General features: G+C 58.8%; 17 protein-coding genes. 6 read left to right on the forward strand and 11 right to left on the reverse strand.

Going from position 1 to position 21,987, the window contains the following annotated elements; translation table 11 throughout:
- Positions 1-41: 41 nt before the first annotated feature.
- From ABD903_RS07660 to ABD903_RS07680, 5 genes are all read right to left on the reverse strand, one after another.
- On the reverse strand, positions 42-3,509 hold the full coding sequence (locus ABD903_RS07660) for a hypothetical protein (RefSeq protein ID WP_345222802.1): 3,468 nt from the start codon (positions 3,507-3,509) through the stop codon (positions 42-44).
- A gap of 157 nt (positions 3,510-3,666) precedes the next feature.
- Positions 3,667-4,050, reverse strand: a complete 384-nt coding sequence (locus ABD903_RS07665; protein ID WP_345222804.1) for a hypothetical protein — start codon at positions 4,048-4,050, stop codon at positions 3,667-3,669.
- Between the two features lie 83 nt (positions 4,051-4,133).
- Positions 4,134-5,576 (reverse strand): hypothetical protein, encoded by a 1,443-nt coding sequence (locus tag ABD903_RS07670; RefSeq protein WP_345222806.1) that lies wholly within the window; start codon positions 5,574-5,576, stop codon positions 4,134-4,136.
- Between the two features lie 179 nt (positions 5,577-5,755).
- A complete protein-coding gene (locus tag ABD903_RS07675; protein WP_345222808.1) occupies positions 5,756-6,148 on the reverse strand; it encodes a hypothetical protein in 393 nt (130 codons plus the stop codon).
- A gap of 15 nt (positions 6,149-6,163) precedes the next feature.
- Complete coding sequence (locus ABD903_RS07680; protein ID WP_345222810.1) at positions 6,164-7,522, reverse strand: hypothetical protein; 1,359 nt, start codon at positions 7,520-7,522, stop codon at positions 6,164-6,166.
- A gap of 270 nt (positions 7,523-7,792) precedes the next feature.
- On the opposite strand from ABD903_RS07680, the gene ABD903_RS07685 reads away from it, so the two are divergent.
- Positions 7,793-8,257: a hypothetical protein gene (locus tag ABD903_RS07685; RefSeq protein ID WP_345222811.1), complete on the forward strand. Its 465-nt coding sequence runs from the start codon at positions 7,793-7,795 to the stop codon at positions 8,255-8,257.
- Between the two features lie 12 nt (positions 8,258-8,269).
- On the opposite strand, the gene ABD903_RS07690 is transcribed toward ABD903_RS07685, so the two are convergent.
- On the reverse strand, positions 8,270-9,280 hold the full coding sequence (locus tag ABD903_RS07690) for a sugar phosphate nucleotidyltransferase (RefSeq protein WP_345222813.1): 1,011 nt from the start codon (positions 9,278-9,280) through the stop codon (positions 8,270-8,272).
- 238 nt (positions 9,281-9,518) lie between these two features.
- On the opposite strand from ABD903_RS07690, the gene ABD903_RS07695 reads away from it, so the two are divergent.
- From ABD903_RS07695 to ABD903_RS07705, 3 genes are all read left to right on the forward strand, one after another.
- The gene (locus ABD903_RS07695; protein ID WP_425555436.1) at positions 9,519-10,100 is read left to right on the forward strand and encodes a LemA family protein; all 582 of its coding nucleotides are present in this window, start codon (positions 9,519-9,521) and stop codon (positions 10,098-10,100) included.
- Positions 10,101-10,220: 120 nt separating this feature from the next.
- Positions 10,221-10,676, forward strand: coding sequence for a TPM domain-containing protein (locus tag ABD903_RS07700; RefSeq protein ID WP_345222815.1), 456 nt, complete (start codon positions 10,221-10,223; stop codon positions 10,674-10,676).
- Positions 10,673-11,488: a TPM domain-containing protein gene (locus tag ABD903_RS07705; protein ID WP_345222817.1), complete on the forward strand. Its 816-nt coding sequence runs from the start codon at positions 10,673-10,675 to the stop codon at positions 11,486-11,488. The genes ABD903_RS07700 and ABD903_RS07705 overlap by 4 nt, the downstream gene beginning before the upstream one ends.
- Positions 11,489-11,889: 401 nt before the next feature.
- Here ABD903_RS07705 and ABD903_RS07710 read toward each other — a convergent pair whose 3' ends face one another.
- Entirely contained in the window at positions 11,890-12,519 is a 630-nt protein-coding gene (locus tag ABD903_RS07710) for an exonuclease domain-containing protein (protein WP_345222819.1), read from the reverse strand.
- 71 nt (positions 12,520-12,590) lie between these two features.
- Positions 12,591-15,107 (reverse strand): T9SS type A sorting domain-containing protein, encoded by a 2,517-nt coding sequence (locus ABD903_RS07715; RefSeq protein WP_345222821.1) that lies wholly within the window; start codon positions 15,105-15,107, stop codon positions 12,591-12,593.
- Between the two features lie 100 nt (positions 15,108-15,207).
- On the opposite strand from ABD903_RS07715, the gene polA reads away from it, so the two are divergent.
- A complete protein-coding gene (gene polA, locus ABD903_RS07720; RefSeq protein WP_345222823.1) occupies positions 15,208-18,084 on the forward strand; it encodes a DNA polymerase I in 2,877 nt (958 codons plus the stop codon).
- Between the two features lie 78 nt (positions 18,085-18,162).
- Here polA and ABD903_RS07725 read toward each other — a convergent pair whose 3' ends face one another.
- Complete coding sequence (locus ABD903_RS07725) at positions 18,163-18,627, reverse strand: hypothetical protein (RefSeq protein ID WP_345222824.1); 465 nt, start codon at positions 18,625-18,627, stop codon at positions 18,163-18,165.
- A 228-nt stretch (positions 18,628-18,855) separates the two neighbouring features.
- Between ABD903_RS07725 and ABD903_RS07730 the strand changes: the two genes are divergently transcribed.
- Positions 18,856-19,842 (forward strand): YpdA family putative bacillithiol disulfide reductase, encoded by a 987-nt coding sequence (locus ABD903_RS07730; RefSeq protein ID WP_345222826.1) that lies wholly within the window; start codon positions 18,856-18,858, stop codon positions 19,840-19,842.
- A gap of 81 nt (positions 19,843-19,923) precedes the next feature.
- Here ABD903_RS07730 and ABD903_RS07735 read toward each other — a convergent pair whose 3' ends face one another.
- Both ABD903_RS07735 and ABD903_RS07740 read right to left on the reverse strand, forming a co-directional pair.
- A complete protein-coding gene (locus tag ABD903_RS07735; RefSeq protein WP_345222828.1) occupies positions 19,924-20,403 on the reverse strand; it encodes a DUF5004 domain-containing protein in 480 nt (159 codons plus the stop codon).
- Between the two features lie 268 nt (positions 20,404-20,671).
- A complete protein-coding gene (locus tag ABD903_RS07740; RefSeq protein ID WP_345222830.1) occupies positions 20,672-21,979 on the reverse strand; it encodes an SGNH/GDSL hydrolase family protein in 1,308 nt (435 codons plus the stop codon).
- Positions 21,980-21,987: the final 8 nt, after the last annotated feature.

The following is a 21,987-nucleotide window of genomic DNA, read 5'->3' on the forward strand; positions in this document are numbered from 1 at the left end:
AGCATCCCCTCCTCATCTGAGGAGGGGAGCTTGCTTCTGGCTTACCCGTTCAGCAACTCCCGGCTCAGGTTGTACAACGCCTGCTTGAGCGGCAGGAAGAACAACGTTTCGGGAATGGTTTCCTCGGCACCGAGCAGGCGTTCCATCTGGTGCAGGCCCAGGTTCAGGCTGTCCTCGATTTCACGCTGCATAGATTCCAGCACACGGGCCCGATCTACGTCCACGCCAACTTCGCGCATGAGCGGAGCCACGTCGTCGTTGATCAGCACCAGCTCTAGGAAGGTGCGCATGTTCGAGAGTACCGACTGGCGCAAATCGGCGTCCACCTGCTTGGCTTTCAGGCGCATGGTGCCAATGTCGCTCATTTCGGTGCTGCCCAGCATCCGCACCGACTTGATGCTGTCCACATCTGGTGCCGACTGGCTGTCCTCGAACAGCACGCCGCCGTTGGTGGTGGCTTCCTTGGGGTTGTCGGCCAGAATCACGCGGAAGTTGTGCGGCGGCTCCTGCCCCGTTACGGCCTTCATAATGGCTTTTGTGATGCGCTCAATGGCACCCATGTTGCTGCCACCAGCTAACAGGCGCAGGTACAGGCTGCCTTTGCCCGAGAAGCAGAGGTAACGCGGAAGCTTCAGGCCGAGGTGCTCGGTGAGCTGTGCCGTGTGGTAGATAATGCTGGTGTAGTGCAGGTAAAACAGCACCCGCAGCTGCCGGCCTTTGCCCAAGGCAAGGCTCTGCGAGAAGCGTAAAGCGTCGTCGTAGAGGAACAGCAGCGAGGTCACGTCGGCCGAGCCGAAGTCGTTGTTGGCCAGCGCGGCGCGCAGGTAGCCCTTGTACTCCTGGTTTTGCTCCGAGTCGGGCAGGCTTTCCACGTGCTGCACGCCGAGGCGCAACAGACCGTTCTGCTTGGGCGCACCCTGCACGCGGGCGTAACCGTCGCCCCATAAGTCGTTGCCGGCAAAGCGGAACGAGGTGCTGTAGGCGGGGCGCGAATCGGCAAACAGCAGCAAGTCGGTGGTACCGCCACCGATATCGATGTTCACCACGTTTTCGTCGCGGCTCGGCACCACTTGGTTAGTGGCCGTGAGGTAGTAGTACGGCGCCACCGATTCGGTGAGCGTGAGGGTTTCGCGGCGCGAGCGGAACATCTGTTGGAAAGCATCGTCCCACTTGCTCTTGAACTGGTTGCGCAGGAAGGCATCGAAGCTCAGCGGCGCGAACCACACTACGCGGGTGTCTTCCAGAATACCGCCGTTCAGCGCGGCTTTGTGCTTGAGCAACAGCATCACCTCGCGGAAAAATGCCTCAATGCGCGTCACCCCGCTCGGGTCCAGCTCCGCCGACCACTTCAGATTGGTCACAAAACGGTTCTGCGGCAGCTCGGCCGAGGTTTCGGTGTTGATGCTGAAGCCGATGTTGATGTTGCTCAGCATGCGGGCCGGCTCGTTGGTAAACGAAGCAGTTTCGCACACGGCCGTCCGGATGGGGAAGGCATACGCCGCGCCACCTTCGCCGATAAACGAAGGCACAAACTCGCGGTTTTGCAGGGCCGCAATATCGTTGTGCAGCTGCTGCGCACCTTGGCGGTAGCGCTGCGCCCCAGAGAGGCCCATGTCGGGCAGCGGGGCGTGCAGCCACACCACCTGCTGGTCGAGCTCGGCAATGGTAAACGGCCGCGGGTGACTGCTGGGGCCGTCGGAGTAGGCAATGTGGGTGTTGGTGGTACCGAAGTCCACGGCGAAGGTGAACCGGCGGGTGCCGCGGTCCAGCTCGCGCCAGCGCGGGATGAGCAGGCCGCGGGCCGGCTCCTGGCCGGGACCGGCCGGGCACACCAGCTCGGCCACGTCGAAGTGCGTGCCGGTTACCTCGTAGTAGGTGCTGCCGGCCGTGGCGAGGCTCTTGCGGGTGCGCTCGTAGCGGGTGGCGCGGCGGGCAGCGCCCTGGTCGGTGAGCCGTTCGCCGCCCACGTAGAACTCCACGCTGTACTGCTTCTGCAGCTGCGCGGGGCCGTTGTCGGCGTCCACCAGCATCACCTTGTACAAGTCGTTGTACTCGGGCTGCTGGCGCATTTTGTAGAACGGAAACACGCCCAATCCCACTTGTGCCTTCACGATGCGGCCCTTCTCGGGGATTTCGCGGCCCATTTCGTCCTTGGGGTTCTGCGGGTTGGTGTAGTAGCTGCGCTCCAGCGTAATGAAGCGGCCCTGCTGCACCGGCACCCGCAAACTCACGCGCACGTGGTTCAGGTCGATGGTGAAGTTGAGCAGTTCGGCCAGATCGTGCTCGGTGAAGTACTCGAAGAAGGCGGGCTGCAACGGCAGCAGGTACGGGAAACGGGCCCGGCCCTGCGCATCGGCACCGTACTGAAACGTAACACGGCCGGTGTGGAAACGCTCCGCGTTCAGCTCGTAGGGCAGCTCTACTAAGGAGTCAGCCAGCAAGTCGCCCACCGTGAGGTAGGGGTACTTGAAGCCTTTGCCGGGCAGCACGCGGCTGCTCATCGGCTGATCGTCCATGTAGGGAACCGGCGTGCGGTCGTCCCAGGGCTGGCCGTTCAGGTAGTTCACGCCGCCCATGGCTAGGTTGGGGCGCAGCACCAGCGGCCGTACCTGGCCGGGCGCCAGCTCGCGCGTGGGCTGAATGAACAGATCCGACGAAACCACGGCCGTTTGATCGGCGCGGCCGGGCAGCGGAATGCCGCGCACGTAGGCCGGGTTGCCCTGCGCATCGGCCAAGGTGGGGAACTTGGTGGCGAACAGCTGCGCGTTTCGGTCACCCTGCAATTGCATCTGGTTGATGCGGTTGCGGTCGAGCACAGCAAACACGCGGCTGGCGAAGTTGCGGTTCTGTAGCTGCGGGTAGGTCAGGAACAGCTCGTACACGTAGTCCTGGAACTGCGGGTCGCGCTGCTCCAGTCCCACGTATTGCTGATCGAAGTAGCGCCCACCGGCGCGGGGCCGCTCGATGTCAAGCACCGGTACGGCCGGTGCAGTGTAGAACAAGGTCAGCGGCGAGGTACCGCCCAGCAGGCGCGGCCCGCCCGGCAGGCCCGGCGACTCGTAGAACACCATGTACAGGTCGGGCGTCTCGCGGAACTGCTCGTCCTGCCAGTACAGCCGCAACGTCTCGCCCAGCAGGCGCGTGTTCGGGTCCGATTGCATGCGGTTCAGCTCCGTCTCGGCGTTCCAGCGGCGCAGCGTAAGGCGGCGGCCGGCCTGGCTGTAGAGGTGGTAGTTGTAGAGCAGCTCCAGCAAGTCCCAGTAGTGCGACACCAGTTCGTGGTACACCGAGTTGGGGTTGCGGTTGCCCTCACGCGCCACAAAATCGAAGGCGGTTTCGAAGAGGTGCATCCGCGCAAACGGCGTGGGAATGGACACCGCCAGATTGCGCGCCCGACCGCCCGTGGGGTCGGTAATGGTGTTGATTTCGGTGCTCGTGAGCGGACCGGTCTGTTGCCAGCCCTGGATTTGCTGCGAGCCGCTGGTATGCAGGCGAAGGACTTTAGCCATGCTTGGGGAGAGTCTGTTTTAAGAGAACGAACTCCCCTCCTCAGCTGAGGAGGGGTGCCCGAAGGGCGGGGTGGTTGACAATCGTTGGACGATTATCGGAGGTCGTCATGCTGAGCTTGCCGAAGCATCTTTACTGCTTCGGCAAGCTCAGCATAGGTTAATCATCATCGTCGGTTAACCATTCCGACTCGTCATTCACTGGCCGAGGCAATCTGCCTTCAAGCCACGTTTTCAAATCGTCTGGTGTGAAATCTTTCTGTTTTGTCTCGATTATCCAAGACAGAAACTCTTTCGGGCCACCATTCATGTAGGGAGGAGGTGAAACTGGGTAAAAGCTAGTAGGCAGCCGCTCATCAAACGACAAGTAGTTGGCAATATGCCCTAGCTCTTGAACAACCTGCCAAGCCAATGGATGCTGAACGTCGATTCTAAATTTCACCCACCACAAACCTGCTTCGTCCGCTCCTTTACCAAATCCTTTTTCAATGGCAGGTACTTGAGCAAGGAAGCTTACAAGCGCATCAAACGCACTGTCGTTCATGGAAAACTGGGTTCTACGTTAAGCCAAAGCAGTAGAGATGCTTCGACAAGCTCAGCATGACGCTTATCTCTTGCCGAGTTGGTCTACACCACCTTTACCTTGTCGCGGAAGGCTTCATCCGTCACGCCGTACATCAGCGTGATGAGCTTGCGGAAGCTGTCGTCGTCGGGCACTTTCTTCTCCTGAGTATTCAGTGCATCCAGCAGGTAGTTGCGGCTGATGCCTTTGTTGAAGAAGCCCGTTTCCACCGGCTTACCGTTGATCATCATGTTGAAGTCGTCGGTAGCGAGGTTGAAAGGACGGAAGGCGCGGCGGTTCTGGCTTAACTCGTTGAACCAGTTATCCACGCCAAAATCCGGGTTGTGCAGAAAGGCGTCGAGCTGCTTGAAGATGGGCTCGTTTTTCAGCGCGTACTGCAGGTTTAGGTTTTTGGCGTAAGGCGCGTCATCCGAGGGCAGGTGCTGCTTGTGGTACTTGGTGAAGTACTGCAGCTGCGTGAGGTGCTGCGCCACCATGTCCTTGGTTTCGGTGGGCAGGTGCTGGAACTGCACCTCGGCGGTGTCGCCTTCCAGGCCGTACTCGTGGAACAACGGGCCCTGGCCGTTGCGCAAGTCCAGGCTGGAGTAGTTCATGAAATCCACGATGCTCAGCGCAGCCAGCATCTCAATGATGTGGGCTTTATTGCGCTGGCCCACGCCGCCGGGCTGGTTGTCGTAGGGCGTGTCGGGCGTATCGGCAAGGTAGTAGAGCGCGTCGAGGCCCTGCAGGTGATTTTCGTAGTAGCCGAGGGCCGCCTTGGTCTTGGTCAGGAAGTTGTTCGAGTCGATAACCTGCTGATCCTCACTCTGGAGCGCGAAGTAAGGCATTACCGTTACGGCACCGGTGAGGGCGTCGCGCAGGTAGCGGGCGTTGCTGAGGCGGGTGTTCGGGTCCTTTAGGTTCTTGAGCAGCAGCGGGAAGCCGGCCGCGCCGGTTCCGCCAAAAATGCTCGACACGAAGAACACGCGGTCGTCCTGCTGGAAGTTGTCGGCGAAGAAGCGCATCTCCGGCGACTCGGCCAGCTTGTTCAGCACAATGGAGCCCACGTTGGGCGAACCGCGGAAACCGATGGTCAGCGGGCTTTCCAGGTTGTCGGTGGTGAACAACGACTCCACCAGCGCCTTCGACTCCACGGGCAGCGAGTTGTAGCCTAGGTAGTCGCGGAAGCTCCGGTTAATGCCGCCGAAGTCGAACACGAAGGTGTCCTTCACCGACCCGTTCACGTCCTGGCTGATGGACGAGAGCGTGCTGATGTCGGTTTTGAAGAAGCCTTCTTCGCGCGGCCCGAGGCGCTTGTAAATCTGCTGGTAGGTTTGCAGCAGCTGCACGGTGCGGTTCATGTCCGCGTTGTGCGCATCGGGGTCGATGATGATGGGCACCACCTGTTGGCAGTTGGGCAACTCAATGCCCGAGGCCAGCAGCATCGTGAGCGAGCGGACCACCCGCGAGCCGGTGCCGCCGATGCCGAAAAGAAAGAGTTTAGCCATTCGTGAAGGAGAAGTGCTGAAGGTGGAACGAACTCCCCTCCTCAGCTGAGGAGGGGTGCCCGAAGGGCGGGGTGGTTGACTTTTTAAGCTACTAGCTGTTAGCTATTGGCTTGTAGCTCTAGCTTTTCAACCACCCCCTACCCCCTCCTCAGCTGAGGAGGGGAGCTAGAATTTTAGCTCTAAAAAGGCGTGGTGCTGGCGTTGACCGACAGCTTGCGGAAGATGAGCGAAAAGACGAAGAAGAACAGCGCCGCGTAAATGGCGTTGAGCAAGGCCAGCCAATAGATGTACGAGTGCGACTCCACGTTCTGCCCGCTGGCCTGCGCTATAACGATGACAAAGGCAATCAGCGCATTCAGGCCCAGAAAAAGAGCCCAGTGACGCGGCCGGCTGAAGGTAGCCACGCGCATGTAGCGGTTGATTACCAAGTAGAACAGCACCAGCAGCGCCAGCGTGATGCCGATGTTCAGCAGGCCGATGTTAGGGAAAATGACCTCGCGGTATACCGGGGTTTCAGACGACGGCTGGGGCAGGCCAATGACCTCGTAGAGGGCGCGGAAGAAGCTCTTCATGCGGAAGGGAGCGGGTTAATCGGGTTGGACTGAGAGAGAGACGCGAAGCACGTCGGCAGCATTCGTGCCAGTGTTGCGGCTGGCGAGAAGTCGTTGCAGGCCGTCGAGCTGGCGGTTGAGTGCGAACGTGTACGGACCGGGCTTGCTGTCGTTGGCCGTGGACCATTGCTGCACCCAGGTGGGGCGGGCGGCGGGCAGGGCTAGCGTGAGGTCTTGCTTGCTGCGCGGCTTGGCTGTTACTCGAATGGTAGCGAAGTGAGTATAAGCAGCTTCTGGCCCGCCGCTGCGGCGTGTGGCCTCGGTGGCAGCTTCTATTTTCAGTACTTTGGCCGTAGTGGTGTTGCCGCGCAAAGCCAGATTTTTTTGCAGGTACTCGGGCTTTTGGAACAGCTCGGGCATCTGATTTAAATCGAGCCCGATTACAAATTCCGCTGGCTCTTCAGCCGATGCTTCCTCGATGGCCACGGCATGGCCGCCAGCCCCGGCTTGCTTGCCGGCATCGGCCACAAACCAGGTGCCTTTGCGCTTAAACCGGCTCAGTACCGAGCTCGGCACTTCGGCGGGCACCAAGCCGAAGTGGGCTTGTTCGCCTTTCAGGTCCTTCATAAGGGTGGCATCGAAGCGGCCAACCAGCTCTGCGGGACCGAGCACCCACATGTAATACGGAATGGGTTGGGGGCAGCAGTTCGGCAGCTTGCCCTTCACAGCCGGGTAATACGTGCCTTTGAAGTCCGATTTGAAGGCGAATACCGACACGGCCAAATCTTTGCGGCTTTTGGCCAGCGCATCGGCTATATCGGTGTTGATGTAGGGCACGTCGCCGGGGTTAGCGGGCGAGTAGATGAAATCAGAAATGATGACGCTGATGGCGTTGTCTTGCAGGTAGCGGTTGGCCACCGTATCCAGAATGGCCGGAATGCTGGTACTCATGGCTGGCTGCCGAATACCGCGGCGTACTGTTTCGCTCATGGCCCGGTACGAATCGGCCAGCGGGCGGTCGGCAATGCGGAAGTAGCGCCGCTGCTGCACGCGTGGGTCGCGCTCCAGACCCGAGAGCCACTCCGAAATCTGCTGCTGAAACTGCGTGGTTTGGGCATCGGCACCGGCGGCGGGCATAAAGCCCTGCATGGAGCCCGATACTTCCAAAAACACATTCACCTGCGGAAAGCGGGCTTCTCCGGTAGCTGCGGCAGCGGGCGCCGGCTTGGCGGCCGAAGGCGCAGTTGCCGGCGCTTTTTCGGGGGTCTCCGTTTGGGTAGGCGCCGATTTAGCAGAACCGCCTTCCGAGTCCATGTCGGAACGGGAATAACAGCCGGCTAGCAACAGCGCTGCGGCAGGCAATACTTTACAGAACGACAACGAGGGAAAGTGCATTGGACCGAACATACGCACCGCCACACGACTGGTGCAAGTGCAACTACTCCCCATGGCCGCGGCGGGTTGTGGGGCTGAACGACCAAATGAGGCGAAAATTTTACACTAAGGCACCGTTGCTGCCTTTTTAGCTTTAGAAAGGCGCCTTGAACCAACCAAACCGACAGTGCGTTACGTAACTCATCAAAAGATTATAAAACAACCTTCTTATCAACCAATACCCCATTTACCGCGGCGCGTAAACACAGGGCCAATCCTCACTCCACCGTTATGATGTATACCGTAAGTGATTTTGTTTGCGTGCAGCACGACTGGAATATTGGCTTGTTACGGCACCGGTGGAATGGGGTGGAGCGTTTTGCGGGTCTGAGCCTGTTCCAAAGCGTGCATGAGTCGTTGCTCGACATTGCCCGGCAGGAACACGCCTGCTGCTGGCTGATTGAACTGGGCGCCGCGCCGCTGGCGGTTGAAGATCAGCTGTGGCTCGAAAACGAATGGCTGCCCGCGCTGGCCAAAACCGATGTTCGGCGCCTCGCCATTGTGGCCGACGACGCTTATAACCTGATGGTGCTGGAAGATTTATTGAACATGCAGCACCCCGGTACCCAGCGCCACGTGCAGCTATTCGCCGATGCTACCACTGGGTTGGAATGGCTTACCCAGTCTTCGGAGCAGGCCCAAAACATGCAGCGCGAATGGGAGGGCAGTACTCCCCCGCTGGCCATAGGCGCGTAGCACCCCGCGTGTTTACCCGCTGGTGGTGTAATCTATTTCGGTGTTGTCGCCGATGTTCAGGCTGTGGTTCAACCCACGGAACGAGGCATCCGAGCCCACAATGCAGTCGTGCATTACAGCCGAACGCAACTCGGAGTACGAGCCTATGATACTGTTCTTCAGAATACTATCCTGAATAATAGTTCGCTCGCCAATGGCCACGTTCGGGCCAATGATGCTGTTGCTAATGGCGCAGTCGCGGGCAATGCTGACGGGCGGAATGATAACCGTATTCGGGAAATCGTACGGTTCGTCGGGCCGTAGGAACTCGGGCCGGTTAAGCAGGCGGGCATTGGCTTCCAGCAACGTATCCTTGCGGCCGCAGTCGAACCAGCCTTCCACCGACCAAATGCTCATTTCGGCGCCTTGCTCAATCATCACCATGAGCGCGTCGGTGAGGTAGAACTCGTTTTGGGTGCGCCGATCGTCCTCAATAATGCGCTCCAGCGCCGAGGCCAGCCACGCCGGGTTTTCGATGCGGTACAGGCCTACCAAGGCGTAGTTCGACTTGGGAATACGCGGCTTTTCCACCGCTTTTACCACCCGGCCGCTGGCGTTTAGCTCCACCACACCGAAGGAGGACGGGGTTTTCACTTCCTTCACGGCCAGCACCGTACCGGTAGCCTCAATAAGCTGGCGCAGCTCCACATCCACAATGGTGTCGCCGAGCTGAATAAGAATAGGCTCGTTTTCGTGGCGAAACAGCTCCCGCGCCAACCATAGCGCATGCCCGATACCTTCGCGCGGTTCCTGTACCACAAATGCCACCCGCAGCTCGGGGTAGCGCAGGCGTACGTACCGCTCGATTTTTTCGCCCAGGTACCCCACGATGAACACGAAATCCTGCACGCCGGCGGTTACCAGCCGATCGATGATGTGCCCCAGAATAGGGGTACCGGCTACTGGCACCAACGACTTGGGCTGGGTGTGCGTGTGCGGGCGCAAACGCGACCCAATACCAGCAACAGGAATAACAGCTTTCATAAACGCGGAGGCAGCAACGGGGTGAAGCCGCAAAATAGGCATTTCAGCGGGTGCAAGGGCAGCATACAACCGCCCTCATCCGAATTCGTACTTTGCAGCACCCCAACCGTCGAACTTGGCTGGGCTCCCGCCGTAAGGCAGGGCTACGCACGCCTGCCTGGCCCCTACCCCGGCCTTCTACCGTCTCTCAACTCACCCTTCCTTTCTTCTCATGACCAACTCTTCTTCTCTCCCAACCCTGAAACGTTTGTTGCTGTACGTGGCCGGCATCGTGCTGATGCTGTCGCAGTCGTCTTGCGGCTACAACAACATGGTGAACCTCGACCAGCAGGTGCAGGCGCAGTGGGCGAACGTGCAGAACTCTTACCAGCGCCGCTCCGATCTGATTCCCAACCTGGTAAACACCGTGAAGGGCGCCGCCAACTTCGAGCAGTCGACCCTGACGCAGGTGATTGAGGCCCGCGCCAAAGCCACCAGCGTGCAGCTTTCGGCCGACCAACTGACGCCCGAAAACATCAAGCGTTTTCAGGAAGCGCAGTCGCAGGTAAGCGCCGGTTTGGGTCGTTTGCTGGCCGTTTCGGAAAATTACCCCGATCTGAAAGCCAACGCCAACTTCCAGGAGCTGCAGGCGCAGATTGAAGGCACCGAAAACCGCATTAACGTGGAGCGGCAGAAATTCAACGACGTTACCCGCGAGTACAACACGTACGTGCGCTCGTTCCCGAACAACCTGTTCGCGGGCATCTTCGGCTTCCAGCAAAAAGGCTATTTTGAAGCCGATGCCGGTGCCCAGAAAGCCCCCACGGTAAATTTTGAGTAGCCGCGTTTCGGTTGTTAGTTGTCGGTTACCCGTTAAGAGTTGGTGATTTATGCTGGTGCATTACTGAAGCCAACTCCAACCGGTAACCGACACTTTCTGCCTGATAACTCCCTCCCGCTTATGTATTCACCGCTTACGGCCCAGCAAGAACAGTTGCTGGTAGAGGCCATTCGGCAAGCCGAGCTGGCTACATCCGGCGAAATCCGGGTGCATCTGGAAGAAGATTGCCCCACACCCGAGCCCATGGACCGCGCTGCGCAGGTATTTACCCAGTTGGGCATGCACCGCACGGTTCAGCGCAACGGCGTGCTGTTTTACGTGGCCTGGGCCACGCGGCAGTTTGCCGTGGTGGGCGACGCCGGCATTAACGCCGCCGTTTCCGACGACTTCTGGGAGCGAACCAAGGAGCTGGTGCTCGACCACTTCCGCCGTCAGGATTACGTGAAAGGCCTGCAGGAAGGCATTCAGCTAGCCGGCGAACAGTTGCACCGCTACTTCCCCTACGACGCCAAGACCGACAAAAACGAGCTTGACGATTCCATTTCTTACGGCGACGCCAAACCGCCGCGCGTATGACACACTCTTTCATGCGTTTGCTGCGCTGGGCCCCATTGCTGGGTTTGCTGTTCTGGCTGGCCGGTGCTGCCCACGCGCAGGATGTTCCGCCCAAACCCAACCCGCCGCGCCTCGTGAACGACCTGGCCGGCATGTTTACGCCCACCGAAGCCCAGGCACTGGAGCAAAAAGTATTGGCCTACAACGACAGTACCTCCACCCAGCTGGCTATTGTTACGGTAAACACGCTGGGCGGCGACGAAATTGCCAACTACGCCCAGCGGCTGTTCGAAACCTGGGGAATTGGGCAGGAAGGCAAGAACAACGGCCTGCTGATTCTGGTAGCCAAGCAGGAGCGTAAGGTCACCATTCACACCGGCTACGGCCTGGAAGGTGCCATTCCCGATGCGCTAGCCAAGCGCATTATCACCAATAACATTGTGCCTGCGTTCAAAGCCGGTCAATACTACCAAGGCATCAACGATGCCGTGGACCGGTTAGTAGCGCTGGCAGCCGGCGAGTACAAGGCCGAGCCCCGTGCCCAGGGCGACTACGCCGACCGCGACTCCAGCGGCAGCGGCTTCTCGTTCTGGATTGTTATTGCCGTACTGGTGCTGTTCCTGATTCTGCGCAGCCGCGGGGGCGGAAAAGGCGGTGGCGGACGGCGTAACCGTGGCTTCGGCGGCGGTTTCTTCCCGCCTATTATTCTGGGTGGAGGCGGTTTCGGTGGCGGATTTGGCGGAGGCGGTGGTTTTGGCGGCGGTGGCGGAGGCGGCTTCGGTGGCTTCGGCGGCGGGTCATCCGGCGGCGGCGGCGCTTCGGGCAGCTGGTAGAATCCTGTTCTAGAACACGAAGCGCCCCGCGCCGGGAATTAATCCGGCGCGGGGCGCTTCGTGTTTTGGTTGCTTAACGGTACACAGTGCCCGTGAACAAAATGTGCCCAAGATCGAAGCAACCCTTTACGAAGAAAATGAGGCACATAAACGCCATCAACCGGTAAATGAAAACGTCGGGCCACTTCGTAACGTGTGCCTTGCGCTTTATGAGGCGCCAAGCACAGGCGAAGTTGATCAACCCAACGGCAAAGCCTGCCAATTGCTTAAGAGCAAGTGTCATCGGTAGCGAATATAATGCTCGATAACACTGCCTAAAACACATTTTTTAGCCAGTATGTGCGTGCGCTATCCACACTCCTACAACAGCGTGCCACCAAGTGCTGACTACTTCCGATGCGCTATTCCCCGGTAGGCTCTTCTAGCTCCTTTGCGCGTACCTGCTGGTAAACCGGCAGCTCGTAAAACGGGCGCAGCAACTGAATCACGTCCAAGGCATCGGCTACGGCTTCGTGCGCCACGCTGTGGTCGTCGAACTTTGCGCGGGCCTTGCAAATACTCATGGTGGGCAGGCGGGAGTCTTTGCGCCAGTTTAGGTAGAAGACCGCCGGGTCCAGCATGGCTGGTTCGGCCCTTACGAGGGCGCCCCAGCCGGGCAGCTGCCGCAGAAACAGCAGATCAAAGGAGCCAATGTTTTTACCCGCCATGGTAACCGTTACCCGGTCCTGGCTATCGGCCCGAAAACCTTGAGTTAACAGCCATTCACGCAACTGGGGTAATAGCTCATTGGCTGTGCAAATTTCCGGATGGTCGATGGGCGCCTCGGCTAGTTCCTGTAACAAACGGGCGTTCAGTGCCAAGGCTCCGGCAGTACCCACGTACTCGGAATGGCGCACGGCTCTGCGGAATGTGGGCAGCTCGGTAAGTGGACGCAGGCGTTTGGTGTCTTCTACCACCGCTGCCAGCTCAATTATCTGGTGCCGTTCCGGGTTGCTGCCGGTCATTTCGAGGTCGAGAGAAACGTAGCGCATGAGAAAGGGACTTACGTAAAAAGAGCCGCACTGGCGTACCAGGCGGCTCTTTTTAACTAGGGGCAAGCAACTTACTCTATCACCACGCGGCGAGTAGCGGTGCTGCCGGTGTACCCAGCCCGCAACAGATATACACCGGGCTGCAACCCGCGCACGTTTACTTGCTGTTCTATGCCCGCGGTGGGCACAAATGTGCGTACGCTGCGGCCCAGAGCATCTAGCAATTGTAGGCTTTGGAGTTGGGCATTGGGCAGGTGTACGTGCAAGACGTCGTGCGCCGGTACAGGCCATACGGCAAGTTGCTGCTCGGCTTTGGCTTGGCCGGTGCTCAGAATTCCCGTATTGGTAAGGCGCACCAACGAAAACTGAGGTTGGGCGGAGGAGCGTGACGCAACAATGTTGCCGCCTATCAGCAGCTTCCCGTCGGGTTGTACCAGCAAAGAGTACACCGTACCGTTAATCAGCTCGGGGCTGGCTACAAAGCCGTTATCCAATGTGCCGTCGCCGTTGATGCGGAACAGGCTGCCTTGGTTTAGCCCGCTTACCGACTGCGCACCGGCGGCTCCTACCAGGATGCGGCCGTTGGGCTGCACCACCATATCAATAGCGCCGCCGCCCACAATGGACGCGTTGAAGGCAGGGTCTACGGTACCGTTTGCGTTGAGGCGCACCACATTGTTGCGAGCCACGCCCCCGAAACTGGTGAAGCTACCGCCCACCAGCACTTGCCCATTAGCCAATGGCAGTACCTTCTCGATAACCTTGCTGGCAGCAAGGGGAACCGAAGGCAGCACGAAGCTGGGGTCGAGGGTGCCATCGGGCAGCAAGCGTACTAGTCCTTCCGCCGGAATGTTGTTGAACCGGGTGAAGAAGCCGGCCACATAGAGGCGACCATCGGCCAGCAAGGCAATGTCGCCTACCGAGCCAGCCGGCCCAGTGCCAATATTCTGCCCGAAAAAGGGGTCTGGCTGGCCATCGGGCTGAAGGCGGTGCAAGTACCCGGTGCGTCCCGCGAGCGTGTTGTTCGACGTAAAACCAACCAAGATATTGCCGTTGGGCTCTAGCTCCAGGCCCCGCACCGAGTTGCGGTTGTACGCAGCAAAGCTTCTAAAGCCCGTATCCAAAGCCCCAGTAGGTAGCAGGCGGACCAGGTGCGACGAAGTCGTACCCCCTACCGTATTAAAGGCCCCGGCCACCACCAGTTTTCCATCCGGTTGCAGGGCCATGCTTTCAATTAAGCCGTCGAACTCTGGGGCTGCGTAGCTGGCATCACGTGAGCCGTCGGCATTCAGTCGCACCAAGTTGCCGGCCGGTTGCCCGTCAATCTCGCGAAATACTCCTCCCACCAGCAGTTTACCGTCGGCCTGCCGCAGCACTTTGTACACAATGCCGTTGCTATCGAGTACCGGACGGAAAGTCGCCGAAGGCTGCCCAGCATTGTCGAGCCGTACCAAACTCACGTTCACGAGTGAGCCAAAGCGCTTGAAGGAGCCTCCTACCACAACCTCGCCGTTGGGCTGACGAAAAATAACGTTGGCCGTTCCATCCAAGGCATTTTGCACATTGAATTGGGGGTCTACGGAGCCATCGGGCAGCAGGCGCGTAAGCGGCTCGCTGCCGAGGCCCGAAGTGCCGGTGCAGGCTCGGGCCAGCAAGATCCGGCGGTTGTTATCCACTACCAAGCGCGTGGAGTTGGTGTTGCCGAAGCTGATGCAGTACGAAGTGGCTGTCGATTGAAAACTTTGGTCCTGGCTGCCATCGGTGTTCAGGCGCACCAGTTCGCCGTTACCCAATCCGCCAACCACAGCTTGGTTGGTTACCGGGTCGAGGGCCAGGTACACGGGACCGGGCGCATTGGTGGGTACCACTGGGTTATAACTGGTGTCCAGCGCACCCGTGGGGAGCAAGCGCACTAGTTTTTGCCGGCCCGAGTTGTTGAAGTTGGTGAAGCGGCCACCCACTACCAGCCGGCCATTGGGCTCCACGGCCACCACGTACGCGTCGCCGCCGGTAAAGCCCGAGCCAATGGTGCCCGCTAAGCCTTGGTCGACGGAGCCGTCTTGGTTCAGGCGCACAATGCCCGGTGCTGGCACCCCGTTAAAAGTGGTGAAGGCGCCCACCATTACTACTTTGCCGTCGGGCTGCACCGCCACGCTGCGCGGAGGGCCACCTGCGGCACCGGTGCCCACGTTGAAGCCCGCGTCGAGAGTACCGTTGGCATTTAGGCGCACCAAATTGGGGTAGTTCTGCCCGTTGATAATGAACAAGCCCGGCCCAAAAGCCAGGACCTGCCCGTTGGGCAGCAGTGTCAACGACACAGCTGAAGTTGAGGCATTTAGCGAAAAAGACGTATCCAGTGTACCATCGGCGTTTAGGCGTGCCAAGGCAAAAGCCGGAGTGCCGTTGATACGGACGAAATTGCCGCTGATTACGTACTTGCCATCGGGCTGCTGCACCACTGCATTCACCACGGCTGTTTGGTACAGGTTTACGGGCTGAAAAGCCGGGTCTAGGCTCTGTGCCTGCGCTCCGGCACAAAACGCTAACCACAACCCGAGCAGCCAGCCCAAGCGTAGGAGTTTAGTCATTACAAACGTTCAGTTATTGTGGTGGAATTGAAGCCGCAAGTTACTGTTTTGTCTGCTCCACATTCTAGCTAATTGCCCAGCCGCTACCTTCGCCCGACTTATGTCCGACGCCCCGAAAAAACTCTTCCTGCTCGACGCCTTCGCGCTGATTTACCGCTCGCACTTCGCCTTCAGCAAGAACCCGCGCATCAACTCCAAGGGCCTCAACACCGGGGCCATCCTGGGCTTTACCAACACACTGGTGGAAGTGCTGCAAAAGGAAAAACCCACGCACATCGGCGTGGCATTTGATGCGGCCAAAAAGACCTTCCGCCACGAGCAGTATGCCGAGTACAAGGCCCAGCGCCAGGCCATGCCCGAAGACATTGGCGTGGCCATTCCATACATCAAGCAAATTATCAAGGCCTTCCACATTCCCATCCTGAAAGTGGATGGGTTTGAGGCCGACGACGTCATCGGCACCTTGGCCCAGCAGGCCGAGCGCGAAGGCTTCGAGGTGTTCATGATGACGCCCGACAAGGACTACTGCCAGCTGGTAACCGACCGCATCAAGCAGTACCGCCCGGCCTTTATGGGCAACGCCGCCGAGATTTACGATGTGGCCCGCGTGCAGGAAAAGTTTGGCGTGGAACGTGTGGAGCAGGTTATCGACATTCTGGGCCTGATGGGCGACGCCTCCGACAACATTCCCGGCATTCCGGGCATCGGCGAGAAAACGGCGCGGGTGCTGGTGCAGCAGTTCGGCTCGGTGGAAAACCTGATTGCCAACGTCGACCAGCTCAAGGGCAAGCAGCAGGAAAACGTGCGCAACTTCGCCCAGCAGGGCCTCATGAGCAAGGAGTTGGCCACCATTCACACTTCGGTGCCCATTGCCTTCGAAGCCGACAAGCTGGTGCTGGATAAGCCCGACGAAAAGGAACTGACCGCCTTGTTCGATGAGCTAGAGTTCCGCCAGCTGGCCGCCCGTATCCTGAGCGACGCCGGTGCCCGCAGCGGCGGCGCCACCACCGGCGGCACTCGCGGCGCCCGTCGCCCGAAAATTGCCACCGCCGGCCCCAGCCTTTTCGACTCGGCCGATGCCGCCGTGGCCCGCGCCGCCGAAGGCGCCGATTTCGACGATATTGAACTGGAAACGCCGCAGCACAACGGCCCGCGCCGCACCATCGACGACGTGGAGCACCACTACCACTTCGTGGACTCGCCGGGCGCGCGCAAAAGCCTGCTGCAGTTCCTACTCAAGCAAAAGGAAGTCAGCTTCGATACCGAAACCACCGGGCTCGACACCATGACGGCCCGGCTTGTGGGCCTCTCCTTCTGCTGGCGCGTGGGCGAGGCGTACTACGTGCCCGTGCCCTCAGGCCCCGACGACCAGCAGGCCGCCCAGGCCATAGTGGACGAGTTCCGGCCGTTTTTCGACGCTGAGAACATCACCAAGGTCGGCCAGAACATCAAGTACGACCTGACCATTCTCAAGCACTACGGCGTGAGCATGCGCGGCAAGCTGTTCGATACCATGCTGGCCCATTACCTACTGGAGCCCGACATGCGCCACAGCATGGACGTGCTGGCCGAAACCTACCTGCACTACGCGCCCATCAGCATCCTAGAGCTTATTGGGCCGAAGGGCAAAAACCAGAAAACCATGGCCGACATTCCGCCGGCCGAGGTATCGGACTACGCCTGCGAAGACGCCGACGTGACCCTGCAGCTCAAGCACGTGTTCGAGCCGCGCATCCGCGAGCAAGGCCTCATCGACCTGCTGAACGAAGTAGAAAATCCTTTGGTGCCGGTGTTAGCCGACATCGAGTACGAGGGCGTGCGCATCGATTCCTCCGCCCTGGCCGACTACTCCGTGACCTTGCAGGGCTACGTGCAGGAAGTGGAAGAACAGATTTTTAAGGCGGCCGGCGGACCGTTCAACATTGGCTCGCCCAAGCAGTTGGGCGAAGTGCTGTTCGACAAGCTGCAAATCGGCGGCAAGCCCAAGAAAACCAAGACCGGGCAGTACGCCACCGGTGAGGAAATTCTGAGCGTGCTGGCCGCCGAGCACCCCATTGCGGCCATGATTCTGGAGCACCGCCAGCTCACCAAACTCAAGAGCACCTACGTAGATGCCCTGCCGCAGCTGGTGTGCGAGCTGGACGGCCGCATTCACACGAGCTTTAACCAAGCCGTGACGGCCACGGGGCGCCTCAGCAGCACCAACCCTAACCTTCAGAACATTCCCATTCGCACGGAGAAAGGCCGCGAAATTCGCCGGGCCTTTGTGCCGCGCGACAAGGACCATATTCTGGTGGCGGCCGATTACTCGCAGATTGAGCTGCGCATCATGGCCTCGTTCTCCCAGGACCCCACCATGATCGAGTCGTTCCGCCAGGGTATCGATATTCACACCAGCACGGCCAGCAAAATCTTCAAGGTGCCGCTGGAGCAGGTAGACGGGGATATGCGCCGCAAGGCCAAAACGGCCAACTTCGGCATCATCTACGGCATTTCGGCTTTCGGCTTGGCCCAACGCCTGAGCATCAACCGCAAAGAGGCTACTGAGTTAATTGAGGCCTACTTTGAGGAGTTTCCGGCCGTGAAACAGTACATGGACCAGAGCATCCAGAAAGCCCGCGACCTGGAGTACGCCGAGACGCTGCTGGGCCGCCGCCGCTACCTGCGCGATATCAACTCCCGCAACGCCACCCTGCGGGGCTACACCGAGCGCAACGCCATTAACGCGCCCATCCAGGGCACCGCCGCCGACATTATCAAGGTGGCTATGATTCGGATTCACGACTGGCTGCAGCAGGAAAAACTAGGTACCCGCATGATTCTGCAGGTACACGACGAATTGGTGTTCGACGCCCCCAAAGAGGAAGTGGAATTGATTCAGCCTCGCATTCGGGATTTGATGATCAACGCCTTACCGCTACAGGTGCCCATGGAAGTGGAAATTGGCACCGGTATGAACTGGCTGCAGGCCCATTAATACCATTGCATACAAAAAAAACCGAGCCGGCTTGCCCTCATAGGGCCAAGCCGGCTCGGTAATGATTTTAAGCGAAACCTAGAACGAAGCGTAGGTCTGCTCGGTGGTGTAGGTGTAGCCCTGGGAGGTGGTGCTGTACTTGATTTTCAGCGTGCTGCTGCTCAGTTCAATTACGTCGAACACCAACGACAGGCCCGATCCTTGGTCCGTTAAGGTCAGTTTGGTTTGGTCGCTGTTGAAATCCCACGCGCCAATTTCGGTCTGCGGGTCAGACTGAGCGCATTTCGTAGGTCCCTCGTTGAACTCTACTTTTTTATCGGTCATGAACTTGAGAAAGTTGTCTTTCTCGCAGGCCTGGTAGGTGGCATAGTCATCCGACGTGCTCGACTGGCCGTTGCCGGAAATCGAAGACTTGTCGGCCGTCACACGCCAGCTTTTCGCCGTAATCATCTCGGTCTTGGTCTGGGTTTTTTCGCTGTCCTTTTTGCAAGCGGTAAATGTGCAGGCCGCAGCCAGCGTAGCGAGTAGAACTACTTTTTTCATAAAAAGAAAGAAGGGGAAGGGTGGAAACACATCAGATCAGGAAGACGGGCATTAGCCTTGATAAATAGCTTATTGCAAATCGAACACAAATCTGCTGATCAAAGCTACGTATTAATATTTGACGTAATAATGCAGTGACAAAAAAAAATTAACGCCTTTTAATGAAGGCCCCGTTTGTCTTGCTTGCTTCTGCCGAACAATTACCCCAGCCAGCGCATTTAGCCTGTTATGCTTGTTCCTGTATTACCCGCAGTCCTTTTCGACGTAGTCATCATCGGCGCGGGCCCAGTAGGCCTTGCTTGCGCCATCGAAATTCAGCGGCGCGGCTTTACGGTGGCTGTCGTCGACAAAGGCGCTCTGGTTAACTCCATTATCGGTTACCCCACCAACATGGAGTTCTTCTCCACGCCCGAGCTGCTGGAAATTGGCGGGCACCCCTTTGTAACCGCCAACTACAAGCCCCACCGCGAAGAAGGTCTCGACTACTACCAGCGCGTGGCCCGCGCCGAAGGCCTCACCCTGCGGCTCTACGAACGGGTAACCGGCCTGAGCGGCGAGCAGGGCCGCTACCGTGTGCAAACCGAGCGCGGCGAGCTAACAGCCCGCTTTGTAGTAGTAGCCACTGGCTTTTACGATGTGCCGGTAATGCTGAACGTACCTGGCGAAAACCTGCCCCACGTAAGCCATTACTACAAAGAGCCCTACCAACACGCCGGACAGCGGGTGCTGGTGGTGGGCGCTAAGAACTCCGCCGCCAAGGCCGCACTGGCCCTAACCCGCGCCGGAGCCCATGCCACCTTGGTGGTGCGTGGCGCCCAGCTCAGTGAATCGGTGAAGTACTGGATTCGGCCCGATTTACTGAACCGCATTGCCGAGGGCCGCATTGCAGCGCATTACCAGAGCACGGTTCAAGCCATTCGGCCCGGCGAGGTGGACCTGTTAACGCCCGATGGCCCGCTAACCGTGGCCGCTGATTACGTGTATGCTCTCACCGGCTACCACCCCGATTATAGCTTGTTGCAGGCCCTCGGCATCAGCACTCAGCCGGATGCCGCCTGCACACCCACGTACCACCCGGATACCTTCGAAACCAACCGCCCCGGCGTGTATTTGGCCGGCACCGTGTGCGGAGGACTGAACACCAGCCGCTGGTTTATCGAAAATGGCCGCCACCACGCCCGCGTCATTGCCGAGCATTTGGCGGCTCAGGCGTAACCTGTGGTTTACGCTTACAATGACGCCAGCGCCTCTTACCACCGCGGTGGTAAGGGCGCTGGCGTCATTGGTTGCAGTGAACTAGCGTTTGGCGTAGGTAAACGTAACGGTGTACACAGTGCCGTCGTCGTCGGTTTCCTGCCCGCTGAACTTCAGGGTGTTCTCGCCCACTTCCAGTAGGTTAAAGCTGTTGCCTGTAGTCTGGCTCTGCAGCTTGGTGTTCAGCACTTTTTCCTCGTTGGCGAACGACCAGGTACCCGAGTAGCTTTGGGGCAATTGCGGATTTTGCTTAGTCGCGCCCTCATCGAGCTTGTAAACGTCGGGCTGGTCGAAGCGGATGAAATCGTCGCGGTCGTAGCTGGCCTTCTCGGCAAACAGGTCCGTTACCATCCGGCCATCCTCGGTTTCTATGGCGGGGCTAACGGTTTCGGCGGTCATGATCCAGTCTTTGCCCGTTATCAACTCGGTTTTGCTTTTGGGCTTCACTTTGTCCTTCTCACAGCTTGAGAGAGTGGCAGCAGCCAGCAGGGCCAGGAACAGGGGCAGACGAGCGGTTTTCATAGCATTAGGGTTTGAAGAGGCGTGAATGATGATGCAAACCTACCGCCTAGCCCCACGCCTTTCCGAATTTTATCCTGACACAACTATGTTATATCCCATTACTTAACAGCATCTTATTAAACGTTTTTTCTGCTTCCGCATCACACGTTCATGTACGCAAGCCCACTCCTAAATCCGGCCGGCCTCGCCTTAACCCAACGCATTTAAAACAACAGCCCCCTCCCGGATGCATCCGGGAGGGGGCTGTTCACTTATTCTGATTTACGGATTACGGAATCAAAATACCGCGGTAGGCATTGGGATTCACCTGCTGAATGGTCGAGCCGTACTTCTCGTTGATGGCACGAATCATTTCGTTAGCAATAACGGCGTAACCACGCGGCGTGGGATGCACCCCGTCAAGCGAAAACAGGTTACCCGAAATGAAGCTAGCCGTGTTGCGCACGCCGTTGGTCGTGAAACCGTTCTGGGCTACACCCGCGAAAAACGCGTTGGAGTCGAAAATAGCCAGACCCTTGGAATCGGCTTTGCTACGCAGGGCGTTGTTGTAGGCGGTGGTGGTCGTATTAACTGTGTTTTGCTCCTGCGGGTCGAGGACGAACTGCGTGCTCAGGGGGTTGGCCTGGGTTGGGGAGAGGCCCGCGCCTACCGGAAACGGGTTAGGCGGAGTGCTTGTGCCAATCACCGACGACGAAGTCAGCACCAACAAGTCGGCGTCGGTAGCCTCGCGCACAACCGTGGTATTGTTGGGCCCGGTGGCTTGAACATAGAGGCTCAACGCGGGATTCGCAGCTTTAAAGCGCGCCTTGATATCAGCAACCCGCACGGTGGTGAAAAAAGGCACGTTTGCTACGTTGGGAATAGTAGCTACCAATCCTTTCGCGCCATTGAGCGTAAGGTCGTCGATGATGCGGCTGTTCAATGCCTCAAAAGTGGCCGGGGGCGTTACCGGCACCAAGCCACCTGACGTAGCGTAACCCAGCACATCGTTATTACCCAGCCAGTAGGTAAAGAACGTTGGAGCCGAAGCCGCCACGCGGGCTCGATACGTTTGAGCGGCGTTAGCATCAGGCGTAATGCGTTCAAAATAAGGATTGCCCTGGGTACTTCCGTAACCGACTATGTCAATGTCGGACATGCGGATACCAGGCACTCCTAAATTGTTAACGGGGTCAGTGTATTTCGTATACAGAGGGCGCGTAGGGGTTGCCCCTGGGCGGAGGGCCAAACGCGTAGTAACGTTGGCGGTTACCGGTCCAGCCGCCTGCAACGATACGAGACTCAAATAACCTGATCCGTTGGACTGGTCGGCGGTAAACAACGGCTGCACAAAATTTCCGCCGCCTACGCCGCGAAACTGTTCTGCCAGAATGGCTGGATATGAGGATGTTTGTCCTTCGCGGTATAAACCGCCGTCCATGAAGCCCGCCGTGAGGGAATTACCAACGGCCACGTATTTCGTAAAATCTGCTGAGCCCCGATCCGCTTTAGGAGCGTCCAGGTCGGGTTGGCAGCTTCCCAGGGCCAGACCCAGCAGGGCCAGGGCAGGAGAAGTTTTTTTCAGAAGCGTATGCATGAGTAGAG

Origin of the sequence: Hymenobacter koreensis, from assembly GCF_039541855.1 — a bacterium.
Taxonomy (GTDB): domain Bacteria; phylum Bacteroidota; class Bacteroidia; order Cytophagales; family Hymenobacteraceae; genus Solirubrum; species Solirubrum koreensis.